The 20864-nt window shown below is 41.3% G+C and carries 20 protein-coding genes and 1 tRNA gene; 11 read left to right on the top strand and 10 right to left on the bottom strand.

Annotation, left to right across the window (positions count from 1 at the left end; genetic code table 11):
- Positions 1 to 205 precede the first annotated feature (205 nt).
- The 3 genes from NY014_RS08915 (at position 206) to NY014_RS08905 (ending at position 1987) form a co-directional block, all read left to right on the top strand.
- A complete protein-coding gene (locus tag NY014_RS08915; protein WP_259414251.1) occupies positions 206 to 532 on the top strand; it encodes a hypothetical protein in 327 nt (108 codons plus the stop codon).
- 5 nt (positions 533 to 537) lie between these two features.
- Positions 538 to 1332 carry a hypothetical protein gene (locus tag NY014_RS08910; RefSeq protein ID WP_259414250.1) on the top strand — a complete coding sequence of 265 codons (795 nt, stop codon included), beginning with the start codon at positions 538 to 540 and terminating at the stop codon, positions 1330 to 1332.
- 76 nt (positions 1333 to 1408) lie between these two features.
- The gene (locus tag NY014_RS08905; RefSeq protein ID WP_259414249.1) at positions 1409 to 1987 is read left to right on the top strand and encodes a DsrE family protein; all 579 of its coding nucleotides are present in this window, start codon (positions 1409 to 1411) and stop codon (positions 1985 to 1987) included.
- Positions 1988 to 2061: 74 nt separating this feature from the next.
- On the opposite strand, the gene NY014_RS08900 is transcribed toward NY014_RS08905, so the two are convergent.
- The 3 genes from NY014_RS08900 to NY014_RS08890 form a co-directional block, all read right to left on the bottom strand.
- Positions 2062 to 5001: a S9 family peptidase gene (locus NY014_RS08900; RefSeq protein ID WP_259414248.1), complete on the bottom strand. Its 2940-nt coding sequence runs from the start codon at positions 4999 to 5001 to the stop codon at positions 2062 to 2064.
- A gap of 189 nt (positions 5002 to 5190) precedes the next feature.
- Entirely contained in the window at positions 5191 to 6897 is a 1707-nt protein-coding gene (locus NY014_RS08895) for an amidohydrolase (RefSeq protein ID WP_259414247.1), read from the bottom strand.
- 63 nt (positions 6898 to 6960) lie between these two features.
- Positions 6961 to 9027, bottom strand: a complete 2067-nt coding sequence (locus NY014_RS08890) for a T9SS type A sorting domain-containing protein (protein WP_259414246.1) — start codon at positions 9025 to 9027, stop codon at positions 6961 to 6963.
- Between the two features lie 93 nt (positions 9028 to 9120).
- Between NY014_RS08890 and NY014_RS08885 the strand changes: the two genes are divergently transcribed.
- Together NY014_RS08885 and NY014_RS08880 are read left to right on the top strand one after the other, a co-directional pair.
- Positions 9121 to 10416, top strand: a complete 1296-nt coding sequence (locus NY014_RS08885) for a UDP-N-acetylmuramoyl-tripeptide--D-alanyl-D-alanine ligase (protein ID WP_259414245.1) — start codon at positions 9121 to 9123, stop codon at positions 10414 to 10416.
- Positions 10417 to 10471: 55 nt separating this feature from the next.
- Positions 10472 to 11149, top strand: coding sequence for a DUF2461 domain-containing protein (locus tag NY014_RS08880; protein ID WP_259414244.1), 678 nt, complete (start codon positions 10472 to 10474; stop codon positions 11147 to 11149).
- Positions 11150 to 11158: 9 nt separating this feature from the next.
- On the opposite strand, the gene NY014_RS08875 is transcribed toward NY014_RS08880, so the two are convergent.
- The 6 genes from NY014_RS08875 to NY014_RS08850 form a co-directional block, all read right to left on the bottom strand.
- A complete protein-coding gene (locus tag NY014_RS08875) occupies positions 11159 to 11419 on the bottom strand; it encodes a hypothetical protein (protein WP_259414243.1) in 261 nt (86 codons plus the stop codon).
- Positions 11420 to 11437: 18 nt separating this feature from the next.
- Positions 11438 to 11863, bottom strand: coding sequence for a hypothetical protein (locus NY014_RS08870; protein WP_259414242.1), 426 nt, complete (start codon positions 11861 to 11863; stop codon positions 11438 to 11440).
- Between the two features lie 258 nt (positions 11864 to 12121).
- Positions 12122 to 12373 carry a GIY-YIG nuclease family protein gene (locus NY014_RS08865; protein ID WP_259414241.1) on the bottom strand — a complete coding sequence of 84 codons (252 nt, stop codon included), beginning with the start codon at positions 12371 to 12373 and terminating at the stop codon, positions 12122 to 12124.
- Between the two features lie 179 nt (positions 12374 to 12552).
- Positions 12553 to 12629, bottom strand: a tRNA-Ala gene (locus NY014_RS08860).
- A gap of 49 nt (positions 12630 to 12678) precedes the next feature.
- Entirely contained in the window at positions 12679 to 13299 is a 621-nt protein-coding gene (recR, locus tag NY014_RS08855) for a recombination mediator RecR (protein ID WP_259414240.1), read from the bottom strand.
- Between the two features lie 12 nt (positions 13300 to 13311).
- Positions 13312 to 13596: an ATP-dependent Clp protease adaptor ClpS gene (locus NY014_RS08850; protein ID WP_259414239.1), complete on the bottom strand. Its 285-nt coding sequence runs from the start codon at positions 13594 to 13596 to the stop codon at positions 13312 to 13314.
- A 63-nt stretch (positions 13597 to 13659) separates the two neighbouring features.
- Between NY014_RS08850 and NY014_RS08845 the strand changes: the two genes are divergently transcribed.
- Entirely contained in the window at positions 13660 to 15105 is a 1446-nt protein-coding gene (locus NY014_RS08845) for a sodium:solute symporter (RefSeq protein ID WP_259414870.1), read from the top strand.
- Here the strand turns inward: NY014_RS08845 and NY014_RS08840 are convergent.
- Positions 15102 to 15440 carry an MGMT family protein gene (locus NY014_RS08840; RefSeq protein ID WP_259414238.1) on the bottom strand — a complete coding sequence of 113 codons (339 nt, stop codon included), beginning with the start codon at positions 15438 to 15440 and terminating at the stop codon, positions 15102 to 15104. The genes NY014_RS08845 and NY014_RS08840 overlap by 4 nt on opposite strands.
- Before the next feature lie 84 nt (positions 15441 to 15524).
- Between NY014_RS08840 and NY014_RS08835 the strand changes: the two genes are divergently transcribed.
- The 5 genes from NY014_RS08835 to NY014_RS08815 all read left to right on the top strand — a co-directional run bounded on the left by NY014_RS08835 (position 15525) and on the right by NY014_RS08815 (position 20864).
- Positions 15525 to 16202 carry an SDR family NAD(P)-dependent oxidoreductase gene (locus tag NY014_RS08835; protein WP_259414237.1) on the top strand — a complete coding sequence of 226 codons (678 nt, stop codon included), beginning with the start codon at positions 15525 to 15527 and terminating at the stop codon, positions 16200 to 16202.
- Entirely contained in the window at positions 16189 to 16662 is a 474-nt protein-coding gene (locus NY014_RS08830) for a nuclear transport factor 2 family protein (protein WP_259414236.1), read from the top strand. Before NY014_RS08835 ends, NY014_RS08830 begins: the two co-directional genes overlap by 14 nt.
- 1 nt (position 16663) lies before the next feature.
- Positions 16664 to 17119: a GreA/GreB family elongation factor gene (locus NY014_RS08825; RefSeq protein ID WP_259414235.1), complete on the top strand. Its 456-nt coding sequence runs from the start codon at positions 16664 to 16666 to the stop codon at positions 17117 to 17119.
- A gap of 365 nt (positions 17120 to 17484) precedes the next feature.
- The gene (gene thrA / locus NY014_RS08820) at positions 17485 to 19932 is read left to right on the top strand and encodes a bifunctional aspartate kinase/homoserine dehydrogenase I (RefSeq protein ID WP_259414234.1); all 2448 of its coding nucleotides are present in this window, start codon (positions 17485 to 17487) and stop codon (positions 19930 to 19932) included.
- Positions 19932 to 20864 carry a homoserine kinase gene (locus NY014_RS08815; RefSeq protein WP_259414233.1) on the top strand — a complete coding sequence of 311 codons (933 nt, stop codon included), beginning with the start codon at positions 19932 to 19934 and terminating at the stop codon, positions 20862 to 20864. Before thrA ends, NY014_RS08815 begins: the two co-directional genes overlap by 1 nt.

Genomic DNA, 20864 nt, shown 5'->3' with positions numbered 1-20864 from the left:
GTAAGTGTTTGCTTACCATTTAAGAGTTACAATTTAAAATTCTTGAATTGGAATTATGCTTTAATTTTTATCAATGGTACGAGGGGTTTTGGATTGGGAAAATGAGTAGAAGAAGCTCAAATTATTAGCGACAATTACAGTCAAAAACTATTTTTTAAATTATCAATAGCTTAATTTTATTCTTGTAATCAATTCATTTTCAATTATGTGGATCGCAAGTAAAAATGGGTTTATATCCATAGTACAACATCGAGATATGCCCGATCAGGTATTGTTTCGGGCTCGGGTAAAGAAAGATTTGGAATCACTTTTTCCAAGTGAGGAGATCATTGCTACTCCGGAGGCGGATTATGGTTTTCGGGTTTTTGTGAGTAAAGAAAAGGCTGTAGAAATCATTTCCAGGCTGGTATGGGACATTGATTATCTCAACTTTAAAAATGCTATCGCGAAGACTCCAAATCAACGAGATAAGCTTGATGCCTATCATGATATCTGGGGAGTAATGTGGGACTATGCAAAAAACCGAAAATAAAAATCATGAAAATCACATTTATCATTGGTCCGAGCGGGGTCGGAAAAAGTAGCTACATAGAGCGGGAATATGCCGGAAAAAAAGAGGTTTGCATCTTCAATATTTCAAGAAAAGCTAGAGAGCTCTTTGGAACTTATGAAGCTATGGACGATGGAGATAAAGAATTGCAAGCAATTAATGAGTCCTGCAGCGAAGCATTTATGGCCTTAATGGATGGGAATGAAGTGGTCGTCGAATACTACACTGATGGGTATGATGAAGGCCTTTTTTCTCTTTGTAATAAAGCAAAATCTTTGGGAATCCGAACTGAGGTCATCACGATCACCACAGATGCAGATGTGGCGTGGGAGCGTGTCCAAAAAGCTGGAAGAGATTATTTTCCTTCTTCAAGAATTAAAGAAGATACCGAAATGGTATTGATGGGAGTGCTGGAGGATGTGGAATTCAATTTGGATTTTGAGCGAATCTGTGAAATAGGAGCAGAAGGTGGTACCATTAATTTTTATCGTTTCAAAAAGGGTAATCAGGATCGTTTTTTCTTTACTACGGATGAGAGTGGGTATTTTGACTTTGAGCCTGATTATGACTTTGAGAAAATGTTTGGGGTGAATTACATTGAAGAGTTCGATGATTTCAAAGAAGCTTTTTCTGCATTGTTGGAGAAGTATCCAATTTTTCGTCTTTATCCATTGGGAATTAATGAAAAGTACAAACGGGAATTCAAGGAGGCTTATCAAGACTTTCTCAAACAGGAAGGGACTATAGAGGAGGATCCTACTTGGGATCATCACTTAAATTAAACTAGCCGGTCCAAGCTAGCTATATGATTTTCAGCTAAATCTACCTACCTTTTAACATGCTATAAATTCAAATTTTATGAAAAAGTTAGGCTTTGCTTGCTTGGTGCTATTCATGAGTTTTTCTCTGGAAGCCTTGGCTCAGGATGAAATTCCAGCCCATATCAAAGATCACATCACTTATCCTGTTTTGGATTTTCATCCATTTGTTGGAGTTATGCCTATTCAGGATCCAGCATTGATGTATGATTCTACTTTGGAGTATAAGGTAGTTTTGGATTTGTATGGAAGAATTCGGGATACTACGGCTATTCATCAGACCTTTCTCGAAGTAGCAAGAACCTATAATTTGGGGATTGCTACAGGTGTCCCATCTGAAAAACTTCACATCGCTGCAGTCATTCATGGAGGACTGGTCCAGGCGATCTTGAATGATGAGAAGTATCAGGAGAAGTTTGGGAAAAGCAATCCCAATTTGGAAGCGCTACAAAAATTAAAGGAGGTTGGGGTAGAATTTTATGTTTGTGGGCAAAGTATGGGATTTATGAATATCAAAGAAGAAGATATCTCTGACTTGGTCCACCCCGCGATATCAGCAAAATTTTCCTTTGTAAGCTTAGACCAGCAAGGATACACTTATTTAAATATTAGTAATTAGCAATAGTATTATGCGCCTCCATAAAAAAATCCCCCGATTTTACTTCGGGGGATTTTCATTTTTTAATCTTTTTATCAGAATGCCCTTTCCTTCAAATGATCATCTAGGTCAAGTAATTCCACTCCTTTCTCCAACCATTCAGGAGCAGCTTCTCCCTTTAAATGATGATTGAAAAACTCCATCATTCGAACGCTATAGTCCTTTCGGTTTTCCAGCTTACTCAAACCGTGGTTTTCCCCTTTGTATTGAACCAAAACCACTGGCTTTTTCAATCTTCTCAGGGCAGAATAATACTCGATCCCCTGCGTAAAGTCCACCGCTCCGTCTTTATCATTATGAAGCATCAAAAGAGGAGTCTTGACATTTTTCACATGGTAAACAGGGCTGTTTCGCTCATAAGCTTCCCAGTTTTCCCAAGGTCCTCCTCGGAATCTACCCTGTGAAGCTTCAAAGATGGACATATTTCCACTGCCTGAATTCCAATAGATCAAATCGTACATGGAAATCATATTGGTCAATGGAGCTCCTGCCGCAGCGGCCTTGAACATATCAGTTTGCGTGATCAGGAAGGAAGTTTGATAACCTCCCCAAGAGTGGCCATGAATACCGATGTTGTTTTCATCGATGACACCTGTTTTGATAGCTTCTTTTACCGCAGGGATTACACACCAAACTGAGGACATGCCCGGATCATCCAACTTATATACGATATCTGGAATAAAGACTGCGAAACCATTAGAAGTATACACGTTTGGATTCCAACCTGTTCCGCTGTAGCCAGGATTAGACCAATTGTGACGGGTTTGGGAAAGCTTTTCGTAATAGTACACAACGGTTGGGTACTTTTTGCCCTCCTCGTATCCGGCTGGTAAGAAAAGCGTACCTTGAAGTTTATCCCCTTTGTCAGAGACATAGTCTACTAGCATGGTACCTTCAGACCAAGCATATTTTTTCGCGTCAGGAGCATTTTCCGTTACCTGCTGAAGGGAAGTAATTGAGGCGTCCGTCAAGTAAACTTGGGTAGGCTCATTGAATTTCTCTTTGTATAGGAAATAAGTTTCCGCATTCTTGGCTTTTGATAGGGTTCCGAAATTAGCGTCATCCCAAATCAATACCTTGGCTCCCGCTGTCATTCCACCTTTTTTCGCTGGAGAAAGCTGTGCAATTCCGGATTTTTTCGTCCATTCCCCATACATGCGGATATAGGCAGGTTTGCTCAGATCGATACCTTTTTCCTCAGGATCCAAGGTGAATCGATACTGATAGCGGATTTGATCATCTCTTCCATTTACAGTCAAATTAACAGGGCTTTCTTTAGCAGAAGCCACTGGAACTTGCCAAATATCCCATCCGTCTCGAAGAAGGACGTATTTACTGTCTGAACTCCAGCCCAAAGCGCTGTATAATGGCTTTTCTACATTATGATCGTCTTCCACATTGACGAAAGACACAGGCATTCCTTCGGTGATATTTTTGCTTTGCCCTGAAGGAATATCATAGATGTAGAAATGTCCATCTTGACCATAAATCAACTTCGTTCCATCAGGAGATTCTCTTGGGAAAGAGCCAAAAGAAGGGAGATAGAATTTTTTGAAAAGCTCTTTTCGCTCTCCAGTCTTCAGATCTACGATGTAAAAATCCCGGTAACTTTGACCGTTTAGATTTCCATCCAATTCATAAGCCTGAAAATCCGATCCTAACGCAAAACGCTGCTTATCCAAAATATTCAAGTCTCTCATGCTGCTATCCTGCAATTGGATATGTTTGCCAGCATTGACATCATACATGGACCAGAAACTATAATTTTTGTCCTGATTCTGCATGACCTGTTGTCTGGATTGCAAGCGGGTATCATTCCAGTGCCAGATGGTCATATCAGGCTTTTTCGCATCGTTTTCTTTTTTGCCATTTACTTTACCAGAGTCCAATTTGGCGATAGCTTTTTGTAAATCTGAAATGGATTTGATGGTTGTGTCAGCCATGATTTTCTTCATGGCTTCGGCTTCGGCCTTTTTTACTGAGTCTTGATCTACTTCTTTTTTCTCCTCCTTTTTCTCTGCTAAAACCAAAGGATGGATGCCATAAAATAAGCGAGTCAAATCTTCGGACCACATCGGTCTTCTGTTTGGAGAAATGGTGTAAGCCTGATCAAAATTGACGGAGTCTTTTTCAGGATTATAAACCGTGACCTGAGGAGCAGCAAGATTTTTCACACCCACAACCTGTCCTTTGTCTTGTTTGTATTTCTTGTCTTTGACCATTTTTAAAGCGGCAAAAGCATCGCCTTTTTCCGTCCATGCAAGTGATCTATAGGAAGCCTTATCTGAATCTAAGATCTGCATGCTATTGGCTGATAGATTCATCAAATACAAACCATTCCCTGATTGATTGGCTGCGTCGACTGTATAGGCTAGATAAGTTCCTGCTTTGTTGAAAGCGAAATCTGCCACATTCCCCACATTTTGAGTTTTCTCAGAGGCAAGGTGGTAGATCAATAAATCCGAACCGCGGGCATCTCCACCATTTCCATTTCCTTCTTTTGAAAGGTTGATGACCAGATGGGTAGAGGCTTCTCCATTGAATGAATAGTTGCTGACATTTTCGAATTCCTTCTTGTCATCAGTTCCGAGTTTTACTAGAATAGCCTTGTTCTTCAAAGGCTTTCCCTTGCTTTTTTCATTGGCCTTCTTCTGGGCAAAGGTTGGGTATTCGGTGTAGGCAAACCATTTTCCATCCTCACTAAATTGCATAGATGGGAAGTTGGTCGAACCAATTTTGAAAGTTTTCTTACTGGATTCATCTCCTACTTTTTGGAGAATGATTTCACCGTCACCTTCGAGTTGGACGAGTCCATAAGCCATCCACTGCCCGTCAGGAGAAAGTCGGAAAGCTGAGCCTGGCATGTATTTCCAGGTAGGGATATCTTTCCAGGTGATGGGTTTGGTGTCTTGGGCGATTGCCAAACTGGCAACAAGGAAAAGTGCCCAGAACGCGAGTAAATGTTTTCTTAGCATAATTATCTGTTTTCTAGGATGGGAAAATAGGGAAAAATGCTAGAAACTCCGATTTGATTTACTTGGAGTAGAGGATAATGATTAGGATAATTACAGCTTTCGTATTCTTGAAGTGACTATTGAGACTATACAAAAAAGACCTACCAAGTTTCGAAAACTTGGCAGGTCTAAATTTTTAGAACTTGCTATCTACTGATTGCTGAAAATAATTTTTCCTCCTACTATAGTCATTTCCACCTGAGTTTTCAAAATTTCATCCTCAGGTACTTCCATAATATTTTGATCGAAAACGGTGAAGTCAGCTGCTTTTCCAACTTCGATAGATCCTTTGAAGTCTTCCTCAAACTCGGCAAAAGCTCCGTCTAGGGTATAAGACTTCAATGCCTGCTCACGAGTCATTTTTTGATCGCCTTCATAGCCTCCTTCTGGAAGACCTTCCAAGGTTTTGCGGGTTACAGAAGCATAAAATGAAGGAATTGCATCCACCGGTTCTACAGGAGCATCTGTTCCGTTTGCAATTCGAGCGCCTGTCTGAAATAGTTTCTGCCAAACATACGCTCCGTCAATGATTCGCTTTTCACCCAATCTATCAATGGCCCAAGGACGATCCGAACTCAAATGAATGGCCTGCATGGCCGCTATCACTCCCAGTTCCCCGAATCTTGGAATATCATCTGGATGTAAATGCTGGGCATGCTCGATGCGGAATCGATGATCTTGGATTTCTGGATTTTTGGCAAAAGCTGCTTCGTAGCGATCTAAAATTTCCTGGTTTGCCCTGTCACCTATTGCATGTGAACAAACCTGAAAACCTAGCGGCAAGGCTTTTTCCGATACTTCTGTTACGACAGACATAGGAAGTGTCTCATGTCCGCGATGACCTGGTCTGTCCGCATAGTCTTCCAGTAACCAAGCTCCTCTAGGTCCTAAGGCCCCGTCGCAGTTTAGTTTGATGGAGCGGACTGTTAGCAAGTGATCTTCTGAATCGATCATCGGGCCTTTCTTGTACCACTCTTCCAAAAGCTCCGGCTGACGCCCTGTAAGCATAATATACATTCGAGCGGTGAGTTTGCCTTCATCTTTGAATTTTTGAACCAAATCGATCACATCCTGACCTGATCCTGCATCATGAAAAGAAGTGATTCCCTTTTCTGCTAATTCTTGAAGGGCTAAGGTTAAGGCCTCTTCTGCTCGCTCAGGGGTTTCTTCAGGAACTAATCGTGCCACAAGGCTTGATGCTCTTTCGGTCAAAACGCCTGTAGGGTTTCCCAACTCATCCACGATTATTTCACCTCCTTCTACTTCTCCGGGACGTTCACCTTGTAAATTCGAAATGCCTGCTAGTTCCAGTGCTTTCGAATTGGCAAAAGTAGCATGCCCTGATGCATGGCGAAGAAATACCGGATTGTCTGGAGAAACTTCATTCAAAGCATCATTTGTTTGGAAGCCTTTGACCATTTTCTCAGGTTTTTGGATCCACTTGTCCTGATGCCATCCACGACCCGTAATCCAGTCTCCGGGCTTGGCTTTTGCGACAGCCTTGGCTACTTTTTCCACTAATTCATCATAGGTTTTGACATACATCAGATCAAGCTCCAGCTTGTTGTACCCGATGCCCATCAAGTGGGCATGAGACTCGATAAAACCCGGAGTCATGGTTTTTCCAGCTAAATCAATGACTTCAGTATTTTCTCCAACCAATTCCTGGATTTCGGCAGTGGTTCCCACTGCCTGAATCATTCCGTTTTTGACAGCAACTGCTTCCACTTTGGGATTGGATTCGTCAACTGTATAAATGATTCCGTTGATAAAAACAGAGTCAGCAGGATTTTCGGGGCCTGAGGCACAGGAAAACCCGAAAAATGCCACTAGGGCAAGGATATATAATTTTCTCATAATCGTTGATTTCTAAAACGAAAGCTAGTGTATTTAAACCATCCGAACAAAATCCAGCGATAATTACCGAATCCAGATTTTTTTGGAAATCATGCTTCGGTTCGCAGCCTCTAATTGAAAAATATATAGGCCCGGAGTCAAAAATCCAGCTTGAATTTCCAGTTCTTGTCCTGCATTAATAGAAATATCAGAAAGGAGAACCTGCCCCATGGCTGAAATCAATCTTCCTTTTCCATTTTGATTAGAGATTACTTTTATGTGGCCATCACTGGGATTTGGATACACCAAAACCTGAATTGAGTCGCTTGGAGGTGAGGAAGAAGATCCAGCAGATAGGTAGATCAAGCCTCCTCCTCTTGTTCCCAAAATCAAATCTGGATTTTCGCCGAGCAGATTCGGAACGAGTGCTATCCAAGTATTTCTGCCTAATCGAGTCGGGAAATCTAGGTTACCAATCCGTATTTTAACTTCTCCTCGCTGGCTGTTTTCCATGAAGTTTTCGATAAATACAACAATCCCTCGTTGATCGACTGCATATAGATTAGGTTGCTCTCCTTGTTGTACTGAAATGCTCAGATTCCGATTTGCGGGATTATCCTGAAAACCCAAAAAATCCCTTTCCTCTAGTTGGGCTGAGAAAGAATCCCAATTCATTTCATAAAGATCCAGTCCTCCATTTTGCCGGGCAACCAAGAGGTATTCCTGATTTTCAAAGGAAAAAAATTGAAGGAAATCTCCCCGATTAGGTTCATATCCTGTTAGTGAAGCTTCTTGCCAAGTTCCTTCCAAAAATCTGAACAGTACTTGCTCGGGAATGTTCCCCTCAAATCGAATTCCACTGATTAGTTTATGCGAGTTGTTTTGGAGGTCTGAGTATTCCAAATATTGAATTTCTGTCAAATTCAACTCTCGGAGTTCTTGATTTCGGGAGCTCAAATCAAATTCACCATTTTGAAAAGAAAAAGAAGCCAATTCACCCAAAACTTCTCCTTCACGGGTCACATTGGAAGTGATCCACAATTCTCCACCGTTTTGATTTCCTTTGAAAAAAGGCCGGCTGTTTTCTCCCAGATCCAAAACCTGATCCTGCAAAAACGGGGTGGTATTTCCATTGAAAAGAAAGACTGAGGATTCGTAATCAATTCCGTAAATAGTTGCTGTTTCGTTGGAATTGAGGCTTATCACGAGCTGATCATCCACCCAGGAAGCATTATGAAAGGAAGGAAATTGGGGAAGGGGACCAAAGTCGAGCAAGCTATTCGAAAATTCATCAAAGAGTGGTTCTTCTTCTGTACCTTTATTAGGGAGAAAATAGAGAATCTGACATTCATCTCTGCCCAGTAACATATCAGGAATACCATCTCCTGTAAAATCCTGATAAAGAATGGAATGTCCTCCTGCATGCTGAATTCGTAGATTTTCACTTGGATTTTGGCTTAAATCTAAACCACTACAGGTTTTTCCGAAGGAAATGTCTCCACAGGCACAAAATTCAAAATTCCCCCAATGGGTTTTGGGAAAAGCAAAACCATCTAAGTCAGGAGTTCCTGTTCGGTCTACCGAAGTATTTTCATAAAACTCTAAATAATCACCTGAAGCAAAATTGAAGATCGCAAGGTCCAAATCCCCATCCCGATCCAAATCTCTGATTAGTGGCGTATCCAAATTATTTGCTTGGATATTTGATCCATTATCCAAAGGGAGAAAATTTCGCTCCAATTCCCAGGAAATTTCATTCTGTGTAGATGTGTTTTTATAGACCTTGATTCCTAAAGCTGTGGAGGTGAAAAGGTCTTTTTTTCCATCTAGGTCAAAGTCCGCTAAAACAAGAAAACCACTGATATCGCTTGGGAAATAATAAGCCCATTCGGGACGGAGAGTAAAGCTTTCCCCTGACTTTTCAAACACACTCAATTGTCTGGAATTGATATCCCAAATGATCCACTCTTCAATTTCATCCCCGTTTAGATCGATGGTTTGAATTTGTGCTGAATTGATTCCTCCGCTCCAAGCAGCAGGAAGAGTTTGGCCATTTTCTAGAATGGAAGGTGAATCACTCAGGGAAAAAGTAGTTTGCCCGAAAGCAAGCACAGAATGTAGAAAAAGAAGTAGAAATAGAGTGCTTCGCATGCGTGATTTGAAAACCAAAATTAAATATAAAACGATGTCTGTACTTCCAAGATGCGTTAGATTGGTTTATTTTGGGGAAAATTGATTGGAACCATGAATATTGTTACGCTTTACCAAGCATTTCTGAATAGCACTGGAGTTAGTACCGATACCCGTCAAATTCAAAAGGACAACTTATTTTTTGCCTTAAAAGGTCCCAATTTCAACGCCAATGAGTTTGCTGCCAAAGCTTTGGAAATGGGTGCATCTGCTGTTGTAGTCGATGAGGAGAATTATTTTGTAGAAGAGGATGAACGCTATTTCATTTGTCAGGATGCTTTGGTTTGCTTGCAGAAGCTCGCCAACTACCATCGGCATCAGTTTGATATTCCGGTCATTGGTTTGACAGGTTCTAATGGAAAGACTACATCAAAAGAACTGCTTAATGCGGTATTGAGTAAAAAATTCAAAACCCTAGCCACCAAAGGAAATCTCAACAATCATATCGGAGTTCCCTTGACTTTGCTCCAATTAAATGCCGAACATGAGATTGCCATCATTGAAATGGGAGCCAATAAGCAAGGCGATATTCAGGAACTATGTGAAATCGCCGAGCCGACACATGGATTTATCACCAATATCGGAAAGGCTCATCTGGAAGGAATGGGTGGACCAGAAGGGGTTTTGAAGACAAAAACAGAACTCTATCAGCATCTCCGGGAAAACAAGGGTACCGTTTTTATCAATTCTCAGGATCCTATTCTCTCGAATATGATCAAGCGATTCTCGGATCCAATTCTTTATCCTGCAAAAGGAGATTTCTGTGAAGTAAACTTTTTAGGAGCTGATCCTTATGTGAAATTTTCGGTTGAAGGTGTGGAAGGAGAGCATTTGACATCTCTGATCGGGGGATATAACTTTGGTAATATTGCCACGGCTTTGACTATAGGGAAATATTTTGGAGTGGCGATGCAAGATGCGGTAGAGGCTGTAGTCAATTACAAGCCTGAAAATATGCGTTCTCAAATGATAGAAAAGCGCAGCAACTTGATCATTTTGGATGCTTACAATGCCAATCCTTCTAGCATGGAGGTAGCGATCCGAACTTTTGGGAAGATGACTGGTAAAAAGCATAAAATGATCATTTTGGGAGATATGTTTGAATTGGGTGAGCACGCAGAAGAGGAACACCGAAAGCTTGGGGAAATTGTGAGTGAGTATCCAATTGACAAGGTCTGCTTTACGGGAAAGCTTATCGTTTCGGCATTGGAAAAAGCCCCAAAGGCCTTGTATTTTCCCGATCCTTTTTCATTTAGAAACTGGATTCAGGACAGTAAATTGGAAGATTATCTCATTCTTATCAAAGGAAGCCGAGGAATGAAATTAGAAACCTTGGTGGATTTTATTTAAACTCTCTTTTCTTCAGCTAGTTAAGGAAATAAGGATCCATTAAATCGATAAAATTATGAGGCCATACTTGAAATTCCTTTCTGAGCTTGCGCAAAACAATCATAAAGATTGGATGGATGCGAATAAGCCTTGGTATCAGGAAACCAGGAAGGAATTTTTGGCAGATGTGGAAGTAATGCTCAAAAATCTTTCTGAAATAAATCCGGTTTTTTCCTCATTTCAGGCAAAGGGTTGTGTGTTTCGACAAAATCGAGATGTGCGATTTTCTGCCAATAAAGATCCCTATAAGACAAATTTTGCAGCCTATTTTTCTCCAAAAGGAAAGAAATCCGAAGGGCCAGGTTGGTATTTACATATTCAACCCGGAAAATCTTTCATAGGTGGAGGGATTTGGATGCCTATGTCTGATACCCTCAAAAAAATCCGAAAAGAAATTGATTATTCCGGAGCAGAATTAGAGCAGATTCTTTCCCAGCCAGACTTTAAGAAGTTATTCCCAACAATTGAAGGGGAAAAGCTGAAAACCTCTCCTAGGGAATATGAAGCTGACCATCCTTATATCGAATTCCTTCGAATGAAAAGCTTTGTCGTTTCCAGCCCAATTAAAGATAGGGACGTTGATTCTGGGAATTTCATCAATGAGGCATTTCAAGGATTCCGAACCATGCATCCCTTCCTCCAATTCTTAGAAAGAGCGGTGGAGGAAGTGGAAGATGGAAGCGGGATTTTATAAAAAGGTTTTTTACCAATCCATTTGATCTGAGAAATGGGTAAAAAAGCTTAGGCCCACAATCGAAATGATGATTATTCCGATTGCCAATCCAATCAAACGGATAATCAACTCAGATTTCGCCCAATTTGCCTTGTTCGGTTCGGTGGACTTGTCAATTGCCCAGACGATCAATACGATAAAGCCAATCAGGGGGATTTTTGAAATGATCAAATTGATAATCCAGTCACCCAAGGTTAGGGGTGGTTTTTTGAACTCATCAGGAAAATTCATAGTGTAAAGGGTTTAGGGTTAGAAGAAATCACTCACTTGGAATTCATGCTCTTGGATGGCATAATTTTCCGGTTGATAAGGGTCAGTTTGTACAAATTGAATAATGATTTGATCGTATTCCTGCGCATTGTCAAAATCGCGTAGGTAGATCTCAGCACATTTTCTGGCTAATATTTCAGGTTGGTTTGAAAGCTTTTTGGGATCTCCATTTTCTAGACGGAGGATTATGATTTTTTCAGTTGGTGTATTGGTCAAATTGACTTGCATATTTTCAAATTCCCCTAAAGCTCTGATTTCGTCAGAGGGAATAAACCCATCTCCAATGATGGCTTCGATTCCAGTAAAAGCCACTTTGATAAGATCTTCTGGATTACAGGCACATGAAGAGAAAAGTCCGAAGACTGAAAAGAACAAAAGGCTAAATTGTAAAACCCTTATTTTCATAGGAAAAGCTTTCCAACAAGATACGATTCCTATTCTGTCTTTTCAAGATGAAAAAGCGATTCCCAAATCCCTGGATTTGAAGTTTTGAGCCTAAAATAAAGGATACTTCAAGAGGTAAGGAAAGGAAAAAGAAAAGGCTTGCAGTCAAAGCAAGCCTTTGGTGGAGAATAACGCCTGCCTGCCGGCAATGGCAGGGATTCGAACCGATAGCCTGCCCCGAAGTAATTCGGGGACCTTCCTGACAGGTGTCGGGACGCTCTAGCCAGCTGAGTTAATCAGCCACTCGATATATTTTTTACTTTTCTTTTTTTTGATTTCAAGCTCACGCTTTAGGGCAGAGGATCTATCTGAAAGTTTTTCTAAGTATTTGATTTCCCAGAGAGGTGCTCCAGCTTTAGTTGATGGGGTCGATGCTGAATTATGATGCTTGAGCCTTGCTTCGGGATTATCAGTTGATCCGATATAGAATTTGTCGGTTTTTGAGCTGTAAAGAATATATACAAAGTACATAACTAAAAATAAAAAAGGCTTGTAGTCAAAGCAAGCCTTTGGTGGAGTCCCGAAATTATTCGGGGCGAACCGATGACCTTCCCGACAGGTGTCGGGACGCTCTACCACGCTATTAGTAATTGTAATAGGGCTGAAGAAATGCTTTAAAAAAGAAAAGGCTTGCAGTCAAAGCAAGCCTTTGGTGGAGAATAACGGATTCGAACCGATGACCTCTACACTGCCAGTGTAGCGCTCTAGCCAACTGAGCTAATTCCCCTAAATGGATTGCAAATATAGAACAGGGATTGGTTTCAACCAATAAAAAATTATTGACCTGAGTAATTAACCCGAGTCATAATACTTCTGCCTAATGTCACCTCATCTGTAAACTCCAATTCTCCACCTACAGGGATTCCGCGGGCAATAGTGCTGATATCAACTCCTTTGTCTTTCAGTCTTTTGGAAAGGTAAAATGCTGTGGTATCTCCTTCCATCGTCGCACTAAGAGCCAAGATTATTTCTTTGACAGGTTCCCCTTCTTTAGCTGAATCAATTCGATTGATCAAAGATTCGATGTGTAACTCTTCCGGACCAATTCCCTGAATAGGAGAAATCACACCCCCAAGAACATGATATTTTCCATTAAACTGATTGGTATTCTCAATTGCTAAAACATCCCGAATATCTTCCACCACACAAATAATGGTCCCGTCCCGTCTATGACTTTTACAAATGCTACATTCTTCCTCGTCCGAAATAGTATGGCAGGTTTTGCAATACTTTACCTCCTGTCGCATTCTGGTAATGGCAAGCGCCAAAGCTTCAGTATGCGCTTCGTGTTGTTTTAGGAGGTGTAAGGCAAGTCTTAATGCTGTTTTCTTTCCTATGCCTGGAAGACGGGATATTTCCGTTACAGCATCTTCAATCAATTTGGAGGGAAGATTCACAGATTTGTTGAATTAGGTGATGGTAGCTTGGATTCCGGCATCAAGTATGGCCTCGCACATGGGTTTCAGTTCTTCGAAACTTCCCTTTTTGACGGCGCATTTCCCTTTGTAATGAATGATAAGGGTACATTGTTCGGCCTGTTCTCTGGTGTGTTTACAAACCTTTACCAGAATATTGATGACATGGTCGAAGGTGTTGACGTCATCATTGAATACGACCAAGTCATGTTCCTCGAGATCCAACAGCTCCTCTAATATAATCTCTTCTTCTTCCAACTCAGGAAATGATGTCCTCATATCGATCATGTTGCAAAATTAAGAATTATGGTCAATTTTAGCGATTCACATCCCTTCTCTTTTATGAATCCGCAAATCGTCCTAATTGTTATTTCATTTTACTTTTTGCTGCTTTTTTTGATTTCATGGTTCACCTCACGAAAGGTAACGGCTGAAACCTTTTTTACGGGTGACCGACAATCTCCTTGGTTTTTGGTTGCATTTGGAATGATTGGGGCTTCTTTGTCGGGTGTGACTTTTATATCCGTTCCTGGTGAAGTTGGGAACAGTAACTTCTACTATTTCCAGGTTGTTTTGGGTTATACGCTGGGATATTTCACCATTGCTAAGGTTCTTCTGCCGCTGTATTACCGACTAAATCTAGTATCCATTTATTCTTATCTAGAGGATAGATTTGGATTTTGGTCCTATAAAACAGGCGCTTTCTTTTTTATCCTTTCAAGGACCTTGGGTTCCTCTCTCCGCGTTTTTCTAGTCGCTTCCGTTCTTCAGTTGATTTTATTTGATTCCTTGGGAATTCCGTTTTGGGTGTCAGTTTTGATTACGGTTGCACTGATTTGGATCTATACCCATAGAGGAGGAATCAAAACTGTCGTTTGGACGGATACTTTGCAGACATTCTTCATGCTTGCCTCCGTGGTCGTTTGTATAAAGTTGGTAGGGGATGAATTGGGGTTTTCAGGAGTAATGGATTATTTCCAGCGAGTTTCGGAAGATCCTCGATCCGATATTTTCAATTGGGATTGGAAAGCCGGCACCAATTTCTTCAAGCAATTTATCTCCGGGGCTTTCATCACCATTGTTATGACAGGTCTGGACCAAGACATGATGCAGAAGAATCTTACCTGTCGAAATATTGGGGATGCTCAGAAAAACATGTTTTGGTTTACCATCATTTTGGTGATTGTGAATCTTCTTTTTTTAGGTCTTGGGGTTATGCTTTATCTCTATGCCGAGACGAATGGAATTTCTATTCCAGCAAGAACAGATGAACTTTTTCCAATGCTTGCTACCCAGCATTTTTCAGCCTTTGCAGGGATCATTTTTGTATTGGGAATCACGGCTGCGGCCTATTCCAGTGCAGATTCCACTTTGACCGCCTTGACAACTTCTTTTTGTATTGACTTTTTGGAAATCGAGCGAAAATACCCTCAGGAAAAGAGGGTTGCAATTCGCAAAAAAGTGCATCTCGCTTTTACACTCGTGATGTTTGTAGCTATTTTGATTTTCCACTGGATCAATGATCAAAGTGTAATCAATTCAGTATTTGTGGTAGCTGGCTACACTTATGGGCCACTTTTGGGGCTTTATTCCTTTGGGTTATTTACTAAGTGGAATGTAAAAGATCGAATTGTGCCATACTTGGCAGTGGCAGCTCCGACACTTACTTTTATCATCAGTTCCAATTCGGAAGATTGGTTTTGGGGTTATAAGTTCGGTTTTGAGGCCTTAATTCTTAATGGCTTGCTGATGTTTTTGGGGCTGTATTTGTTCCGTAAAAAATCCTAAAAACCCAATTCTTTCTCAGGGTCCCAAAATAGCTTGTCGAAATTCTGAACCTTATCATTTTGCACAATTACTCCCTCCGCTTCCAATAGCTCTTGCATCAGCGTAGGGGTTTGGAAATGGTACTTTCCTGTCAAAACTCCAATTCGATTGACTACACGATGGGCGGGAACATCAGGAAGTGTATGGGCGGCATTCATGGCATACCCTACCATTCTCGCACCGCTTTTGAGTCCTAAATAATGGGCTATTGTTCCATAAGTGCAGACCCGACCGGGAGGGATTTCCTTGACAACTTGATATACCAAGTCAAAATAATTCACTTTTTCATCGCTCATTTCACTTATAGAGTTTTTGGTGTATTCCTCAAGGATTCGAAAAATAACAGCTAATTTTAGGAATTATCAACCGATAAAATTGAAATGACACGAAATATTATCATCACTGGTGCAGCAGGAAATCTAGGATCAGCAGTTGTTGGGAAATTCAAACGAGAAGGATATAAAGTGATTGCTTTACTCAACCCGGGAATGGACGAGGAAGTGGAAGAAGCAGATGATAGCTATGAAGTGGATGTGACTAATGAAGAAGCCGTTGCAGAATTTGTAAAAGAATACCAATTACAATATCAGGATTTGGATGCGATGGCAATGCTGGTTGGTGGTTTCGCCACAGGAACTATCGAAGAGACTTCTCAGGAGGATCTGGAAAAAATGATTCAACTTAATTTTTTCAGTGCATTTCACCTTGTTAAGGGGTTTCTTCCTGTTATGAAAAAGCAGAGTAAGGGTACATTCCTCTTCGTAGGTGCAAGACCTGCCCTTGAATTAGGAGATGCTTCCTGGGCTGTCGCTTATGCAATGAGTAAGGGGATGGTGATGAATTTGGCGGAGATTGTTGCTGGACTTACTAAAGAGACTTCCATTCGATCCCATGTTTTTGTGCCAAGCATCATCGATACTCCACCGAATAGAGAATCAATGCCGGATTCTGACTTTTCCAAGTGGGTAAGGCCAGAAGAAATTGCAGAAGCAATGCATTATGCTGTCAATAATCAAGCACTTAGAAATATGACATTTAAACTCTATGGCGAAGTATAATATGAAAAACAGGCTTGCCTTTTTGGGATTGATTTCCCTAATGCTTTTCTCCTTTCAGGTTCAGGCTCAAAGTTCTGATAAAGAAGTTCAGGCAGTGATTGAGCAGTTATTTGACGGAATGCGAGCAAAGGATGGTCAAATGGTTGCTGCTACTTTTTTACAGGAAGCTCCAATGCAAACTGTAATAGCTGGAGAAAACGGAAGCAAAGTCGGTAGCAATTCAGTGGCTGATTTTGTATCTAGAATTTCCCAGACTCCAGAGGATGTCCAGCTAGATGAGCGAATTCTGGATTATCAAATTAAGGTGGATGGGGATATGGCTGCCGCTTGGACACCTTACGAATTTTATGTCAATGGCAACTTCAGTCATTGCGGAGTGAATTCCTTCCAATTGGTGCGTACAGAGGAAGGTTGGAAAATTGCTTATATCATCGATACCCGGCGCAAAGAGGGCTGCTAGTATGAATTTGAACAAAGAGGAGATTTTTCAAATGGCGGTGTCCTTTTTGAAAGATAGGCTATCCCAGCTTCAAGAGGAACGAAAAGCTATTTCGGAAGGGATTTTGGAGGATGATAAAAGTAGTGCTGGGGATAAGTTTGAGACGGGAAGAGAAATGCTTACTCAGGACCTTCGACAAGTTGAAGGGCAGATCAAATCCAATTCAGCTTTGCTTGAGGAGCTTTACCGAATTCAAAGCATCAAGGGAATCGGAGAAAAGGTCCGGGAAGGAAGTTTGGTGAAAATCGGAGATGATCACTTCCTAATTTCTGTTGCATTGGGGAAATTAGCTCTTCCTGAAGGAGAGATTTATTTGATAAGTCCTGCCTCTCCTTTAGCCCAGCAGATTTTTGGAAAGAGTAATGGGGACTCAGTTCTTTTTAAAGGCAAGTCTCACCAATTGGAATTGATCGCTTAGATCTCTCTATTCAGTAATAAGGAGATATTCAGAAGTAAAGCCCAATGATTTTAAAATTTTTGGGCTTTATTTTTTTAAAATTTCATCAAATCGATGCTTTTTCTAACAAATTGTAACAAAAAAGGCTTGAGGTTTGGCAAAAAGGAAATAGCTGATTAAACTTGTAGAGTCGTGTGAAAAAGATGAAAAATTCCAACAACACCTTTTTTTATTTTTTCGATAAGGCTTCCATGAGCATGGAAATGCCTGTGATTTTTATGATGACGACTGGTTGGACTACCATTACGGGGTGATCCCGTGCTAGCTAATTGAATTCCGCCCCTTTAGGCTTTTGCCTTTTTTCTCATTAAACCCACCCATTAACTATGAAAATTATCAAGTTTGGAGGTTCGTCCATAGCGAATCCAGATACGATCCAAAAAGTTTTTTCCATCATTCAGGAAAAGCTAAAAAGACAGGATTTGGCTGTTGTTTTTTCTGCTTTTGGAGGAGTGACGGAGACCCTGCTCAGCATCGCCCGAATGGCTCGGGAAGGGGATCAGGTGTACCGGGATTTACTACAAAGTCTGGAAGAAAAGCACTTGGATATGGTTCGGCAGCTCATTTCTGTACAGAATCAATCTACCGTCATGACCTATGTTAAAGTTAGGTTCAATGAGCTAGAAGACCTGTTTCACGGGATTTTTCTTATCAAGGAAAACTCTCCTCGTACGTTGGATTATGTGGTAAGCTTTGGGGAGCGTCTTTCAGCATTTATTTTGGCAGAAGCCTTAGCTGCTAAAGGTCTTAAAACGAAATTTTTGGATGCCCGAGAAGTCATCCGTACCAATGATCGATTTGGACAGGCACGGGTGGATTTTGAGAAAACTAATGCGCTCATCCGAGAATATTTTCTTAACCATGATGGAATCAAAGTGATTACCGGTTTTATCGCGGCCACAGAAAAGGGGGAAACAACCACCCTCGGGAGATCGGGTTCGGATTATACTGCAGCAATTTTTGCTTCCGCTTTGGAGGCGGAGGATTTGGAGATTTGGACAGATGTTTCAGGGGTTTTGACCTCTGACCCCAATCTGGTTTACACTGCTTTTACCATTCCCCAACTCAGCTATAATGAGGCGATGGAGCTTTCCCACTTTGGTGCGAAGGTAATTTTCCCGGCAACCATGCAGCCGGCGATGAAGCGTAGTATTCCGATTCGTATCAAAAATACCTTTGATCCTGCCAATCCAGGAACCTTGATCAATGGGGAGGTGACCAAAGAAGCATTGATCAAGGGGATCAGTTCCATGTCCAATATTTCCATTGTCACTGTGCAGGGGGCTGCTCTATTAGATGGAACAGCGGGAAGTAGGATTTTCAAAGCATTGGCTGAAGCCAAAGTTAATATAGTCCTGATCTCGCAAGCATCCTCGGAACATAGTGTATGCTTGGCAATCAAAACCACCGAGTCCTATCTAGCGAAGGAAGTGGTGGAGCAGGAGTTTTACTATGAAATCAAATCTGGTGAGATGGATGAGGTTTCATTACTTCATGGATTCTCTACTATCGCAGTGGTTGGGGAAAATATGAAGCATAATCCAGGTGCATCTGGCAGAATGTTTCGGGCTTTAGGAAGAAATAATATCAACGTTGCGGCGATTGCTCAGGGAAGTTCAGAGCTTAATATTTCAGCAGTAATTCCTCAAGCTGACCTTCAAAAGGCACTAAATGCCTTGCACGAAGCCTTTTTCTTATCAGAAAACAAAGTTCTTCACGTATTCCTAGTTGGTACAGGCTTGATAGGAAAGGCATTGATCAAGATGATAGCCAATCAGCAGCTAAAGCTTCGGGATGATAGCGAGTTGGATATTCAGATTCATGGCTTAGCCAATAGCCGATACATGGCATTTCATGAGGATGGCTTCAATCTTAAAGAAGGCTATGAACTTTCTGATGCTGATCAAAAAATGGATTTGGGAAAATTCATTCAGCAAATGGAGGACATGAACTTCTCCAACTCGGTTTTCGTGGATTGCACGGCAAGTCAGGAGGTGGCAGATGCCTATTCCAGAATTTTAGAAGCAAAAGTCGCTATCGTTACTCCAAATAAAAAAGCGAACTCGGGCTCTATGGAGCAATATCTATCCCTTAAGCGTCTTGCAAAGAAACGAGGGGTAAGATTCCTATATGAAACTAATGTGGCAGCAGGACTTCCTGTGATCAACACCTTGCAGGATTTGATGCTTTCCGGAGATCGGGTTATTCGAATAGAGGCCGTATTAAGCGGTTCGATGAATTTCATTTTTTCTGAATTGGAAAAAGGAGATCCCTTCTCTGAAGTAGTCCGGGTTGCTCGGGAAAAAGGATATACAGAACCTGACCCTCGAGATGATTTGAGTGGAATGGATGTGGCCCGCAAGATTTTGATCTTGGGAAGAGAAGCCGAGCAGAAGCTTGAATTTGATGATATTTCAATTCAAAGTATGGTTCCCGAGGATTGTCGGGATGCAGCTTCCGTGCATGAGTTTTTTGAAAAACTCAAACATCATGATACCTATTTCAAGAAGCTATTGGAAGAAGCAGAAGCAAAAGGAGAGAAGCTTCGATTTATGGCAACTCTTGAAAATGGAAAGGCAAAAGTCGGCTTGAATTCCCTTCCGAATTCCCATCCCTTTAGCAGCTTAAGTGGTAGCGACAATATGATTCTATTGACCACTGAGCGGTATTTGGATAGGCCGATGATTATCCGAGGACCGGGAGCTGGAGCTGATGTGACTGCTGCTGGAGTTTTTGCAGATGTAATTCGAATCGGTAACTATACTCGGGAATAATGAAATCTGTTCAAGCATTTGCCCCGGCAACTGTAGCCAATGTTTCCTGCGGTTTTGACATTCTAGGTTTTGCCATTGAAGGAATGGGGGATTGGGTGACTTTGCACGAAAAAGAATCTCCCGGTTTGGTTGTGACTTCCATCCAAGGAGATGGAGGGAAACTCCCGAAGGATCCATTGAAAAATACCTGTTCGGTGGCCATTCAGGCTTTGCTTGATGAGTTGGGACGAAATGTTGGAATGGAGATTTTTTTGGAAAAGGGTCTTCCTTTGGGTTCGGGAATGGGTTCGAGTGCAGCAAGTGCGGTAGCGGCTTTGGTAGCTGCCAATCATTTGCTTGGAAATCCATTTGAAAAAAAGGATTTGTTACCCTTTGCTATGGCGGCAGAAAAGGCAGCTTGTGGAGCCGGGCATGCAGATAATGTTGGGCCAAGTTTATTGGGAGGATTTGTTTTAATCCGAGATTATCATCCGCTTGATGTGATCAAACTCCATGTGCCAAAAGACCTTTATTGCACTCTTTTACATCCTCATTTTGAGTTGAATACTGCTGATTCAAGATCCGTTTTGAGGGAAAGTATCCCATTGAAACATGCGACAATCCAATCAGGAAATGTCGCAGGTTTGGTGGCAGGCTTGTATGAAGAAGATTACGAATTGATTTCTCGCTCCTTGAGGGATGTAATTGCGGAGCCGTATCGGGCGGTTTTAATTCCTGGGTTTTATGAGGTTCGAGAAGCAATTAAAGGTGCAGGAGCACTTGGAATGGGGATTTCGGGCAGTGGTCCAACTTTGTTTTGTTTGTCAAGAGGAAAAGAAAAAGCATCTCAAATTGCGGAAGCGGCTAAAGAAGTTTATCAGTCAATTGGATTGGGAGTTGATGTTTACTTTTCAGCAATCAATACTGCTGGGGGGCATGTTTTAGAAAGTTAA

This window comes from Algoriphagus limi (assembly GCF_024919275.1).
In the GTDB taxonomy this organism is placed as follows: domain Bacteria; phylum Bacteroidota; class Bacteroidia; order Cytophagales; family Cyclobacteriaceae; genus Algoriphagus; species Algoriphagus limi.
Note: the sequence above shows the minus strand (reverse complement) of the source record. Positions and strands in the feature narration are given on the sequence as shown.

Coding starts and splice junctions, on each gene's coding strand:
- NY014_RS08830 (WP_259414236.1), top strand. CDS start 16,189: ATGGCGAAGTATAATATGAAAAACAGGCTTGCCTTTTTGGGATTGATT.
- thrA (WP_259414234.1), top strand. CDS start 17,485: ATGAAAATTATCAAGTTTGGAGGTTCGTCCATAGCGAATCCAGATACG.
- NY014_RS08825 (WP_259414235.1), top strand. CDS start 16,664: ATGAATTTGAACAAAGAGGAGATTTTTCAAATGGCGGTGTCCTTTTTG.
- NY014_RS08845 (WP_259414870.1), top strand. CDS start 13,660: ATGAATCCGCAAATCGTCCTAATTGTTATTTCATTTTACTTTTTGCTG.
- NY014_RS08890 (WP_259414246.1), bottom strand. CDS start 9,027: ATGCGAAGCACTCTATTTCTACTTCTTTTTCTACATTCTGTGCTTGCT.
- NY014_RS08900 (WP_259414248.1), bottom strand. CDS start 5,001: ATGCTAAGAAAACATTTACTCGCGTTCTGGGCACTTTTCCTTGTTGCC.
- NY014_RS08915 (WP_259414251.1), top strand. CDS start 206: ATGTGGATCGCAAGTAAAAATGGGTTTATATCCATAGTACAACATCGA.
- NY014_RS08835 (WP_259414237.1), top strand. CDS start 15,525: ATGACACGAAATATTATCATCACTGGTGCAGCAGGAAATCTAGGATCA.
- NY014_RS08910 (WP_259414250.1), top strand. CDS start 538: ATGAAAATCACATTTATCATTGGTCCGAGCGGGGTCGGAAAAAGTAGC.
- NY014_RS08880 (WP_259414244.1), top strand. CDS start 10,472: ATGAGGCCATACTTGAAATTCCTTTCTGAGCTTGCGCAAAACAATCAT.
- NY014_RS08905 (WP_259414249.1), top strand. CDS start 1,409: ATGAAAAAGTTAGGCTTTGCTTGCTTGGTGCTATTCATGAGTTTTTCT.
- NY014_RS08840 (WP_259414238.1), bottom strand. CDS start 15,440: ATGAGCGATGAAAAAGTGAATTATTTTGACTTGGTATATCAAGTTGTC.
- NY014_RS08870 (WP_259414242.1), bottom strand. CDS start 11,863: ATGAAAATAAGGGTTTTACAATTTAGCCTTTTGTTCTTTTCAGTCTTC.
- NY014_RS08895 (WP_259414247.1), bottom strand. CDS start 6,897: ATGAGAAAATTATATATCCTTGCCCTAGTGGCATTTTTCGGGTTTTCC.
- NY014_RS08875 (WP_259414243.1), bottom strand. CDS start 11,419: ATGAATTTTCCTGATGAGTTCAAAAAACCACCCCTAACCTTGGGTGAC.
- NY014_RS08850 (WP_259414239.1), bottom strand. CDS start 13,596: ATGAGGACATCATTTCCTGAGTTGGAAGAAGAAGAGATTATATTAGAG.
- NY014_RS08885 (WP_259414245.1), top strand. CDS start 9,121: ATGAATATTGTTACGCTTTACCAAGCATTTCTGAATAGCACTGGAGTT.
- NY014_RS08815 (WP_259414233.1), top strand. CDS start 19,932: ATGAAATCTGTTCAAGCATTTGCCCCGGCAACTGTAGCCAATGTTTCC.
- NY014_RS08865 (WP_259414241.1), bottom strand. CDS start 12,373: ATGTACTTTGTATATATTCTTTACAGCTCAAAAACCGACAAATTCTAT.